Genomic DNA, 11,732 nt, shown 5'->3' with positions numbered 1-11,732 from the left:
CCGGCCATTTCTAGACGTCGCGGCCGAGCCGCAGCGAAGCGAGCGCGGCCACCAGCAGCGTCACTGCGGCGAAAGCCATCGTCCAGATCGGCTCACCCGGAAAGAACGCCTTCATGATCGATCCCATCACGGTCGCCACCAGAAGCTGCGGCAGGACGACGAAGACGTTGAACAGCCCCATGTACACGCCCAGCTTGGCTTGCGGCAGACTGCCGGCGAGAATCGCATAGGGCATCGCCAGGATCGAAGCCCAGGCGACGCCGATGCCGATCTCGCAGAGTACCAGCAGCCGGGGATCGCGCAGGATCATGAATCCCGCGAAACCGAGCGCCCCAAGTGCGAGACAGACGGCATGGGTCCACGCCTTGCCGAGCCGCGCCGCCAGCCACGGCAACAGCACCAGCGCCGCGATCGCCGCCACGCCGTTGTAGACGGAAAACAGCACGCCCACCCAGTTGCCCGCCGCCTGATAGGCCCCGCTCGCCGGATCGGCCGAGCCGAAATGATACTGAGCGACCACCGGCGTGGTGTTGATCCACATGATGAACAGCGCCGACCAGCTGAAGAACTGGACGAAGGCAAGCCGCTTCATGATCGGTGGCATGCCCGAGAAATCGCCGACGATCCCCGCCAGCATCGAAGCCTCCCGACCGGCCCGCGCCAGGGCAATCGCCGCGATCACCGCCAGCCCATATGCACCCAGCAGACCGGCAAGCAGGTAGACTTCCTTTTCGAGGCTCCACGACCAGACACCAAGCGCGACGAGACATCCGCCGACGATCCAGGGCAGACCAGACACCATGCTGCGGGCGGCGAGGCGCTCCGCGCCCGATGCGCTCTCCTCCGCTTCGCGAAAGGCAGCTTGCTCCTCGGGCGAATATTCCCGCGTCGTCAGCACCGTCCAGAGCACGGCGGCCAGCAAGGCAAGCCCGCCCGCCCGGAAACTGAAGCGCACGGTATCGGGAATGCCGCCGGGCGCAGCGACATTGCTCACGCCGAGATGGTCCAGCACATAAGGAAACAGCGATCCGACCACCGCGCCCAGACCGATGAATGCAGTCTGCACCGCATAGCCCGCCGTGTGCTGGTCGCGCCGCAGCATGTCGCCCACGAAAGCGCGGAACGGCTCCATCGAGATATTGAGGCTGGCGTCGAGCATCCACAACAACATGGCCGCCATCAGCAACCCGCCGCTCTCGGGCATGGCCAGCAAGGCTATCGTCGCCAGCACCGCGCCGCCGAGGAAATAGGGGCGGCGGCGACCGAAGCGGCCCAGCCAGGTCCGGTCGGAGAGATGCCCGACCACCGGCTGCACCAGCAAGCCGGTAAGCGGCGCGGCGATCCACAGCGCGGGAAGATCGTCGATCGAGGAGCCGAGCGACTGGAAGACCCGGCTCATATTGGCGTTCTGGAGCGCAAAACCGATCTGGATACCGAAGAAGCCGAAGCTGATGTTCCATAGCCCGGCCCAGCCCTGTTTCGGCTTTTCGAGCGTTTCGCCCCCCTTCATCGCGTCCCTTTCCCTTCAGCGTGATCTTCCGGCGTCTCGCTCTTCCCGGCCCTCGCACGGTGCTCCCGGCACGGCAACATGCATACGAATACGCAAGGTCAGCTCGAAGTACTGGCCGATGTGCTACGGCGAACGATCAGCCTGCCACCCAGCGTCGCGTCGGGAAGCGGACGCTCCTCGATCAATGCAACGAGAGTTTCGACCAGCCGTTCGCCCGCGCCTTTCAGGTCCTGCATGACGGTCGTCAGCGGAGGATTGGTCATGCTGGCGGCAGGCAGGTCGTCGAAACCCATGACCGCGACATCGCCGGGGATCGAACGCCCGGCCGCCACCAGCGCGCGCATGGCGCCGATGGCGATGAGATCGCTGGCGGCGAAGACCGCATCGCATTCCACCCCCTCGTCGATGAGCGACTGCATGGCCGCATGGCCAAGGTCCTCATGGCTGATCGCATCGCGCTGAAGCGCGGGATCGCAGGCCAGCCCCGCCTCTGTCATGGCCGCGCAGAGGCCGTGATAGCGCTCTGCGAATTCGGGATAATGCTCGTCCGCCTGCCCCAGGAAGGCGATCCGCCGGCGGCCCAGCCCGATCAGATGTTCGCCCGCCAGCCGCCCGGCGCCGAAATTGTCGGACCCTATGGTGGCGCCGATATTGTCCTCGCTCACCGATCCCCAGCGCACGAACTGGGTGCCCTGCCCAACCAGTTGCCGCAGGCGGCTCTCGTAGAGCGTATAGTCGCCGTAGCCGAGCAGGATCAGGCCGTCCGCGCGGTGACTGTCCTGATAGCGAACGTGCCAATCGTCCTCCATCTTCTGGAACGAGATCAGCAAGTCCAGCCCGCGCGCAGCGCATTGCCGGGTGATCGATCCCAGCATCGCGAGGAAGAAGGGGTTGATCTTCGAATCGTCGGGCGTCTGCTCCTCGAAGAACAGCAGCGCGATCGTGTTCGACCGCTGCGAACGCAGCGAGGAGGCATTCTTGTCGACCGAGTAGTTCAGCTCCCGCGCGATGGCTTCGATGCGGGCGCGCGTAGCCGCGCTCACCGCCTTGCTGCCCCGTAGTGCCCGGCTGACGGTGGGCTGCGACACGCCTGCCCGGTAGGCGATATCGAAACTGGTCGGCCTGTTGCCTGGTTTTCGTCCCATCCTCTCGCTTTCCGGCTCTTCCCGCTAAAGCCCTGTTTTCGCGCTGCTCGGCCCATGTCCGCAGCGTTGCATTCGCGCAACGCAACGTGGCCCTGCGGCACTTGCGTATACGTATGCCATATTATGCATTCACCTGTCCCGCCCTAAGCGAGAGGGAACAGGAAAGAGTCGCGGTGCAAAAACGCCGGACCTTCCACGGCCGCCTCCCGAGACAGCGAGGGATGCGGACGGTCACTTGAGGAGGAGGACAGGATGTCGCTTCATAAGCAGTTTTCGCGCCGCAATTCGTCTTCGCTGGCGCTTGCCGCGGCGCTCGCCGCCGCGCCCACCGGCGCCTTTGCGCAGGACGCAGCCCCGGCGGACGATCCCAAGCAGGATCAGGCGATCATCGTCACCGGCTTCCGCGCCAGCCTGGAATCGGCAGTCAACAAGAAGAAGCGCGCCGAAGTGATCGTCGAATCGGTTTCGGCCGAAGACATCGGCAAGCTGCCCGACGCCTCCATCGCTGAATCCATCGCCCGCCTGCCAGGCCTGACCTCGCAGCGCGTCAACGGTCGCTCGAACGCGATCTCGATCCGCGGCTTCGCGCCGGACTTCTCGACCACGCTGCTCAACGGCCGCGAACAGACCTCGACCGGTGACAACCGCGCGGTGGAATACGACCAGTATCCCTCCGAAGTCATCAACGCGGTCAACGTCTACAAGACGCCGATGGCCAGCCTGGTCGGCCAGGGCCTGTCGGGCACGGTGGACATGCGCACGATCCGTCCGCTCGATACCGGCAAGCGCATCGTCACCGTTGGCGCGCGCGGCGTCTATGCCGATCTCGGCAAGCTCAACAAGGGGTCCGACGACAAGGGCTTCCGCGTCAACGGCATGTACGTTGACCAGTTCGCCAACGACACCATCGGCGTGGCCCTCGGCGCCAGCTATAACGACGAACCTTACCAGGTGCAGGAGTTCAACGCCTGGGGTTATGCCGACGCGCCTGACGGCAACAAGGTGATCGGCGGCTCGAAGTCGTACAACACGTCGAGCAAGCTCAAGCGTCTCGGCCTCAACGGCACTCTACAGTGGCGCCCCAGCCCCAACTTCACATCGACGATCGACGCCTTCTATTCCGACTTCAAGGACGATCAGATCAAGCGCGGTATAGAACTGCCGCTATACTGGTCATCTGCCGTGCTCAATCCGGGCTATACCGCCGAGAACGGCCTCATCACCACGGGCAGCTTCTCCGACGTCAAGGGCGTGCTGCGCAACGACGTGTTCCAGCGCCACGCCAAGCTCTATTCCTTCGGCTGGAACAACGAATGGAAGGGCGACGACGGCTGGACCGCGATGTTCGACGCCAGCTATTCGAAGACCGACCGTAACGAACTGACCGTCGAAAGCTATTCCGGCACCGGCCGCCTTGGCGCGGGCGCCACCGACACGATCGGCTTCACCAGCGCGGCCAAGGGCACGACCTTCACCCACGGCATCGATTACGGCGACTGGAACCAGATTCTGCTGACCAGCCCGCAAGGCTGGGGCGGCACCCAGATCGGTACGGACGGCACCGCGATCTACGGCGGGCAGGACGGCTACTACAACGACCGCAAGATCAAGGACGAACTCTGGCAGTTCCGCACCGAAGTAAAGAAGGAGTTCGAATCCTCCTTCCTCAGCTCGATCCAGGCGGGGATGAACTACACCAATCACGCCAAATCGCTGACGCCGGAGGAATATTTCCTGGGCCTTGCCGCCAATACCGACGGCACGGTGAGCGTGGCAGTGCCCCAGCAGTACCAGCTCGGCACGACCGATCTCAAGTATCTCGGCCTCGGCAATGTCATCAGCTACAACCCGCTCGCGCTGATCCGCGACGGTATCTACAATCTGGTGCCCAACCCGACCGGAGACGTCGTTTCCAAGGGCTATGCGATCCGCGAAAAGCTGATGACCGGCTATCTCCAGGCCAATATCAAGTCGCAGATCGGCGCCGCCGAACTGACCGGCAACGTGGGCGTACAGGCGATCTGGACCGACCAGAACTCCAGCGGCGGCAGCGCCGCGCCCAATCTCGACCCGGTGACGGGGGAGCAGATCCTCAATCCCAACGGCTCGCCGAGCTATCTCTACGCCACGCGTAAGTCGAGCACCGACTATATCGATGTGCTGCCCAGCCTCAATCTCTCGCTGCGCTTCCCCAGCGACTTCGTCGTCCGCTTCGCCGCCGCACGCGAGATCATCCGCCCGCGCCTCGACGACATGCGCGCCTCGCTGGAATACGGCTATACGTTCACCAACGGTGTCGCCGCGGTGACGGGATCGTCGGGCAACCCGGACCTGCGCCCGTGGCGCGCCAATGCGCTGGACCTCACGTTCGAGAAGTACTTCGCCGCCAAGGGCTATATCGCCGCGCAGTTCTTCTGGAAGGAACTGAAGAGCTACATCTACAATCAGGACGTGGTGATCGACAGCTCGACACTGGCCCTGCCCAATCCGGGCAGCGGCTACACGATCTCGCCGATCGCGGTGATCAACGTGCCGGTCAACGGCCAGGGCGGCAAGCTCTACGGCGTGGAAGTGGCCGGGACCATTCCCTTCGATGCCTTCACCTCGGCGCTTTCGGGCTTCGGCCTCACCGGCTCGGTCGCCTATACGGAATCGAAAATCCATCCGACGCCGGGTGAGGCCGCTTCCGCGCTGCCGGGCTATTCGAAGTGGGTCGCCAACGGCACGGCCTTCTTCGAGAAGTGGGGCTTCAACGTGCGCGGTTCGGTGCGCTATCGTTCGACCTTCATTGGCGAAGTCTCCGGCTTTGCGGCCAACCGCACGCGGCGCCGCGCCCAGCCCGAGACGATCATCGACGCGCAGATCGGCTACGATTTCCAGCCGGGCAGCGCGCTGGAAGGGCTGTCCCTCTACATTCAGGGCCAGAACCTGACCAATGCGCCGTTCGTGACGACCAATCCGGGTGATAGCCGCCAGATCATCGACTACCAGCGCTATGGCGCGCGTTATCTTGCGGGCTTCACGTACAAGTTCTGAGCCCATCCGGGCTCGGGCAAGTTCTGAGCCCAGACTTTCGGTGTCGCAAAGGAATCTCCTCCTCCGCTGCGACACCGCACAAGCGGAACCGGGAAGTCCCTCTCCCTCCCTTCCCGGTTCCGCCCCCGTCACCCTGAACTTGTTTCAGGGTCCATGTGTCGGCCTTGCGCCACGACATCGGGCGCAAACCGCGTGACCGGTCTCGCATCCGAGGCCTCGGGGCGTGCTGATGGATGGACCCTGAAACAAGTTCAGGGTGACGATGACGGGAAACATCGGAGAATTTGAAATGAACCGCCTGCTTCCTTCTCTTCTGGCCTTGGCCGCATCGCTTGCCGCTCCGGTCGCGATGGCCGGTCCGCTGGACGACTTGCGCGCGCGCACCCCCGAACAGGAAGTGATCTACTTCGTCCTGCCCGATCGGTTCGAGAACGGCGATCCGTCGAACGATGCGGGCGGCCTGAAGGGCGGCAAGCTTGCCACCGGCTTCGATTCCACCGACAAGGCGTTCTACCACGGTGGCGATCTCAAGGGGCTGACCGCGCGGCTCGGCTATATCCAGAACCTCGGCGCGACGGCGATCTGGGTGGGGCCGATCTTCAGGAACAAGGCGGTGCAGGGGCCGAAGGGGAGCGAAAGCGCGGGCTATCACGGATACTGGATTACCGATTTCACCCATGTCGATCCGCATTTCGGAACGGATGCCGACTTCAAGGCGCTGGTCGATGCCGCCCATGCGAAGGGCATGAAGGTCTACATGGACATCATCGCCAACCATACGGCGGATGTGATCCAGTACCGGGAAGGCGCTGAACAGGGCTATCCCTACCGCTCCAAGGCGGACTATCCGTTCTCGCGTAAAGGCGGTCTGGGCGGAGCGCCGATCAACGCCGGCTTTGCGGGCGAAGGCGATGCCAGCGCGGCGAACTGGGCGAAGATGACCGATCCGTCCTTCGCCTATACCCCCTTCGTGCCGAAGGGCGAGGAGCGGGTGAAAGTGCCCGCCTGGCTGAACGACCCGATCTACTACCACAATCGCGGCAATACCGACTGGAAGGGCGAAAGCGCGCAGTACGGCGATTTCGTCGGGCTGGACGACCTTGCGGCCGAGAACCCGCGCGTTGTGGAGGGCATGATCGCGATCTACGGCGACTGGATCGACAAGTACGGCGTCGACGGTTTCCGCATCGATACCGCCAAGCATGTGAACCCGGAATTCTGGCACGCGTTCGTTCCCGCCATGAAGGCACGCGCCGCAGCGAAGGGTATCCCGAACTTCCACATCTTCGGCGAAGTGATGACGGGCGACTACGACCCGGCGCTGCTGGCCAGCTGGACGCGCAATGCCGGGCTGCCCGGCGTGCTGGATTTCGCCTTCATGCACGCGGTTCTGAAGGCGGCGGGCGGTGGCAGCAGCGAGGAACTGGCGCGCCTGCCCGATGATGACGGGCTTTACGAGGGCGGCGCCAAGGCGGCGATGCAATTGCCGACGTTCCTGGGCAACCACGATGCCGGGCGCGCAGCGATGTTCCTGAAGGCGGCGAACCCGGCGATGAGCGCGGACGAACTGCTGAAGCGCGACGAACTGGCCCACGCCATGCTGCTGACCCTGCGCGGCGTGCCGACGATCTATTACGGCGACGAGCAGGGCTTTGCCGGTGCCGGCGGCGACCAGCTTTCGCGGCAGGACATGTTCGCCAGCAAAGTGGCGATCTACAATGGCGAGGCGCTGGTCGGCTCGGCAAAGACCACGGCCACCGAAAGCTTCGATCCCGCCCATCCGCTCTACCGCCTGATTGCGCAGCTTTCCGCCTTGCGCGTGAAGACCCCGGCGCTGACCGACGGCCGTTCGGTCACCCGCGCGGCGTCGGAGAAGTCGGGCCTCGTCGCCGTCTCGCGCTTCGATCCCAAGACCGGGCGCGAAGTGCTGCTGGCCTTCAACACCTCGACCGCGCCGGTTTCCGCAGCTGTCGCCGTCGATCCAGCCTCGCTTGCGTTCGAGACGCTGGCGGGCACGGCCTGCGCCGCCACGGCCAGCGCGCCAGGTTCGGTGCGCATCGAACTGCCGCCGCTCGGCTTTGCGGTCTGCGCGGCCAAACCCTGATCCACTCCCCCCGGAAAAGACCATGACTGAACCTGCCGAATGGTGGCGCGGTGCCGCCATCTACCAGATATATCCCCGCAGCTTCGCGGACGCCAATGGCGACGGCATCGGCGACTTGCCCGGTATCGCCGCAAGGCTGGACCATGTGGCCAGCCTTGGCGTGGAGGCGGTGTGGATCTCGCCCTTCTACGCCTCGCCCATGGCTGATTTCGGCTATGATATCGCGGATTACTGCGCCGTCGATCCGATCTTCGGTACGCTGGAAGACTTCGACGCGGTGATCGCGCGGGCCCGTGATCTGGGGCTGAAGATCATCGTCGATCAGGTTTACGCGCACACGTCCGACAAGCACGCGTGGTTCGTGGAAAGCCGGTCCAGCCGCGATAACGCGCGTGCGGACTGGTACGTCTGGGCCGACCCCAAGGAGGACGGCACCCCGCCGAACAACTGGCAGTCGATCTTCGGCGGCCCCGCATGGCGCTGGGATGCGCGGCGCGGGCAGTATTACATGCACAACTTCCTGGCCGAGCAGCCGCAGCTCAATTGCCACAACCCGGAACTGCAGGACGCGCTGCTGGGCGTCGCGAAGTTCTGGCTGGACCGGGGCGTATCGGGCTTCCGCATCGACGCGCTCAACCATTCGATGCACGACCCGCTGCTGCGCGACAATCCACCCGCGCCGCAGGACGGCAAAGTCCGCACGCGGCCCTACGACTTCCAGATCCAGCGCTTCAACCAGTCGCATCCGGATATCCTTGCCTTCATCGAGCGATTGCAGGCGCTGATCGCCTCCTATCCCGATACCTATTCGCTGGCCGAAGTCGGCGGGCTCAATGCCGGGGTGGAGATGAAAGCCTTCACTCAGGGGCCTGCGCGGCTGAACAGCGCCTATGGCTTCGACTTCCTCTATGCAGAGAACCTGACCCCCGCGCGCGTCGCTGCCGCGCAGGAATTCTGGCCTGATGAGCCGGGCATGGGGTGGCCGAGCTGGGCTTTCGAGAACCACGACGCCCCCCGTGCGGTCTCGCGCTGGTGCGCGCCTGAGCACCGCGACGCCTTTGCGCGGATGAAGGCCATGCTGCTGCTGTCGCTCAGGGGCAACCCGATCGTGTTTCAGGGCGAGGAGCTCGGTCTGGAGCAGGACGAGGTGCCGTTCGAACTGCTTCAGGACCCCGAGGCCATCGCCAACTGGCCGCTCACCCTCTCGCGCGACGGTGTGCGCACGCCGCTGCCGTGGAAGGCGCAGGACGAGCATGGCGGCTTCACCAGCGGCCATCCGTGGCTGCCGCTCTCCGAAGCGAACCTCGCCCGCGCCATCGATCGGCAGGAGGCAGATCCCGCCTCGCTGCTGCACCTGACGCGGCATCTCATTCATGTGCGGCGTGACGATGCGGCACTGCGGCGGGGGACTTGCACGGTGCTGCTGGCTGACGAGACACGGCTGGTCTTGCGCCGCGAGGCGGAGGGGCGGTCGGTGCTGGCCGTGTTCAACATCGGTGAACGCGATGCGGCGTGGCCGCAGGAGGTGCCTGCAACGGGCAAAGTCCTCGCCGCCGTTAATGACGCCGCACCCGGCTCGCTCCCCGCATGGGCGGCCATCTGGATCGAGGAGTGACCTCCAATTCAGCCCGTCGCCCCCGCGAAGGCGGGGGCCCCGCTTCCTTCTGCCACCTTTCGTTTGGCCGCAAGAACAGCGGGATCCCCGCCTACGCGGGGATGACGGGATTTTTTGGGTGCGAGGAAGCGGTTGGACGCATCGCATCGGCCGCCGCCGCATCAGTACAAATTTCAAAAGGAGATCAGGCATGAAGCCTTTCCGCCTGCTGGCAAAAGCCGGCATCCTCGCCGCCGCTCTCGCGCCGCTTGCCGTGCATGCGCAGGACACGCCCCCCAGCGTCACCGCCGCTTCGCCCGATGGCTCCATCGTGCTCACCGTCAGCACCGACAACGACAGCCGCCCCACGTGGTCGCTGTCGCGCAAGGGCAAGTTGCTGATCGCGCCGAGCAAGCTGGGCTTCGTGCTGACCGACGGCGTCAACATGGTGCGTGGTTTTGCGATCTCCGGCAGCGAGACCGGCAAGCAGGACGATACCTGGGAACAGCCCTGGGGTGAGCGCCGCTATGTGCGCGATCATTATAACGAGGTGACCGTCCACTTCCGCCAGTCCGCCGCGCAGGGCAGCCGGTTGATGGACGTGCATTTCCGTCTGTTCGATAACGGCGTGGGCTTCCGCTACGAACTGCCCGAGCAGCCGGCGATGAAGACGATGAAGATCGCCGACGAAACCACCGAGTTCGACATCGTCCCCAAGGGCGAGGCATGGTGGATCCCCGGCGGCGAGTGGAACCGCTACGAGCAGGTCTACCAGAAGACCGCGATCGACGCCGTTTCCACCGCGCATACGCCGATCACCATGAAGCTGGAGGACGGCACCCACCTGTCGTTCCACGAAGCGGCGCTGGTCGATTATGCCGGGTACTGGTTCAAGCGGACCGATGGGCAGAAGTTCCGCACCACGCTCTCGCCCTCGTCACGCGGTGCGCGGGTGGTGCGCGATCTACCGTTCAATACGCCCTGGCGCACGATCCGCATTGCCGACAATGCGGCGGGCCTTGTCGAGAACGATCTGGAACTCAACCTCAACGAACCCAACAAGCTGGGCGATGTCAGCTGGGTGAAGCCGATGCGCTATATCGGCATCTGGTGGGGCATGATCCGCGGCGACTGGACCTGGGCGACCGGTCCGCAGCACGGCGCCACCACCGCGCGCGCCAAGCAGTACATCGACTATGCCGCTCGCCACAATTTCGGCGGCGTGCTGATCGAAGGCTGGAACAAAGGCTGGGACGGCGACTGGTTCGGCCACGGCGATTTCAGCTTCACCGAAGCGACGCCGGACTTCGATATCAAGGCCGTGACTGACTATGCCCGCAAGAAGGGCGTGGTGCTGATCGGCCATCACGAGACCGGCGGCAATATCGCCATCTACGAAAAGCAGATGGATGGGGGCTTCGCGCTCTACGAGAAGCTGGGCGTCACTTCGGTGAAGACCGGCTATGTCGCCGATGGCGGTGGCATCATCGCCGACACCTGGCACTACGACGAAAAGCCGGGCGAAACGCATATGGAATGGCACGATGGCCAGCGTCAGGTGAACCACCACTTGGACGTGGTGAAACTGGCCGCGCAGCACCACATCTCCATCGATGCGCACGAACCGGTCAAGGATACCGGCCTGCGCCGCACCTATCCGAACTGGGTCAGCCGCGAAGGCGCGCGAGGCATGGAGTACAATGCCTGGGGCGCCTTCGCCAATGGACCGGACCATGAGCCGACGCTGGTCTATACCCGCATGCTCTCCGGTCCGATGGACTTCACGCCGGGCGTGCTGAGCCTTGAAGGCGCGAAGCACGATCCGCTGGCCTCCACGCTGGCCAAGCAGCTTGGGCTTTACCTTGCGATCTATTCACCGATCCAGATGGCGGCGGACTTCGTCGAGAACCTCGACAAGCATCCGCGCGAGATGGAGTTCATCAGCCACGTCCCCACCGACTGGGCCGAAAGCCACCTGATCGCTGGTGAAGTGGGCGATTACGCGATATTCGCGCGCAAGGATCGGGGGAGCCCCGAATGGTTCGTCGGCGGCGTGAACGATGCGACGGCGCGCACTGTCACGCTTTCGTTCGACTTCCTTGAACCGGGCAAGACCTACAAGGCAACGATCTGGAAGGACGGGGAGGGCGCGACTTACCTCACCGATGCCCGCCACCGGATCGCCTATGACACGCTCACCGTGAAGAAGGGCGACACCTACACGCTCTGGCTGGCGCCGGGCGGCGGCGCGGCGATGCGTCTGGTGCCGGGGACGTAAACGGCAAGCTATCGGGGTCGTCCGATGCGGCCCCGATAGCAAATCTGTCTGTCGCTCCGCCCGCG

General features: G+C 64.5%; 6 protein-coding genes. 4 read left to right on the top strand and 2 right to left on the bottom strand.

Translation table 11 applies throughout. The features are described from left to right. Positions 1-10 precede the first annotated feature (10 nt). Together ACZ1II_RS03510 and ACZ1II_RS03505 are read right to left on the bottom strand one after the other, a co-directional pair. Positions 11-1,510: an MFS transporter gene (locus ACZ1II_RS03510; RefSeq protein ID WP_465144415.1), complete on the bottom strand. Its 1,500-nt coding sequence runs from the start codon at positions 1,508-1,510 to the stop codon at positions 11-13. Positions 1,511-1,608: 98 nt separating this feature from the next. Continuing rightward, positions 1,609-2,655 carry a LacI family DNA-binding transcriptional regulator gene (locus ACZ1II_RS03505; RefSeq protein ID WP_465144414.1) on the bottom strand — a complete coding sequence of 349 codons (1,047 nt, stop codon included), beginning with the start codon at positions 2,653-2,655 and terminating at the stop codon, positions 1,609-1,611. 252 nt (positions 2,656-2,907) lie between these two features. Between ACZ1II_RS03505 and ACZ1II_RS03500 the strand changes: the two genes are divergently transcribed. The 4 genes from ACZ1II_RS03500 to ACZ1II_RS03485 all read left to right on the top strand — a co-directional run bounded on the left by ACZ1II_RS03500 (position 2,908) and on the right by ACZ1II_RS03485 (position 11,667). Next, positions 2,908-5,691, top strand: coding sequence for a TonB-dependent receptor (locus ACZ1II_RS03500; protein WP_465144413.1), 2,784 nt, complete (start codon positions 2,908-2,910; stop codon positions 5,689-5,691). A 289-nt stretch (positions 5,692-5,980) separates the two neighbouring features. Then, on the top strand, positions 5,981-7,795 hold the full coding sequence (locus ACZ1II_RS03495; RefSeq protein ID WP_465144412.1) for an alpha-amylase family glycosyl hydrolase: 1,815 nt from the start codon (positions 5,981-5,983) through the stop codon (positions 7,793-7,795). 22 nt (positions 7,796-7,817) lie between these two features. Next, complete coding sequence (locus ACZ1II_RS03490; protein ID WP_465144411.1) at positions 7,818-9,410, top strand: alpha-amylase family glycosyl hydrolase; 1,593 nt, start codon at positions 7,818-7,820, stop codon at positions 9,408-9,410. A gap of 190 nt (positions 9,411-9,600) precedes the next feature. Further along, positions 9,601-11,667, top strand: a complete 2,067-nt coding sequence (locus tag ACZ1II_RS03485; protein WP_465144410.1) for a glycoside hydrolase family 97 protein — start codon at positions 9,601-9,603, stop codon at positions 11,665-11,667. Positions 11,668-11,732: the final 65 nt, after the last annotated feature.

Source organism: Novosphingobium sp. BL-S-20, assembly GCF_055521635.1.
The sequence above is the reverse complement of the archived record's forward strand: the minus strand, read 5'-3'. Positions and strand labels throughout refer to the sequence as shown.

Bases quoted from the DNA above. Each gene is read 5' to 3' on its own strand.
- ACZ1II_RS03485 (WP_465144410.1), top strand. From the start codon at position 9,601: ATGAAGCCTTTCCGCCTGCTGGCAAAAGCCGGCATCCTCGCCGCCGCT.
- ACZ1II_RS03490 (WP_465144411.1), top strand. From the start codon at position 7,818: ATGACTGAACCTGCCGAATGGTGGCGCGGTGCCGCCATCTACCAGATA.
- ACZ1II_RS03505 (WP_465144414.1), bottom strand. From the start codon at position 2,655: ATGGGACGAAAACCAGGCAACAGGCCGACCAGTTTCGATATCGCCTAC.
- ACZ1II_RS03495 (WP_465144412.1), top strand. From the start codon at position 5,981: ATGAACCGCCTGCTTCCTTCTCTTCTGGCCTTGGCCGCATCGCTTGCC.
- ACZ1II_RS03510 (WP_465144415.1), bottom strand. From the start codon at position 1,510: ATGAAGGGGGGCGAAACGCTCGAAAAGCCGAAACAGGGCTGGGCCGGG.
- ACZ1II_RS03500 (WP_465144413.1), top strand. From the start codon at position 2,908: ATGTCGCTTCATAAGCAGTTTTCGCGCCGCAATTCGTCTTCGCTGGCG.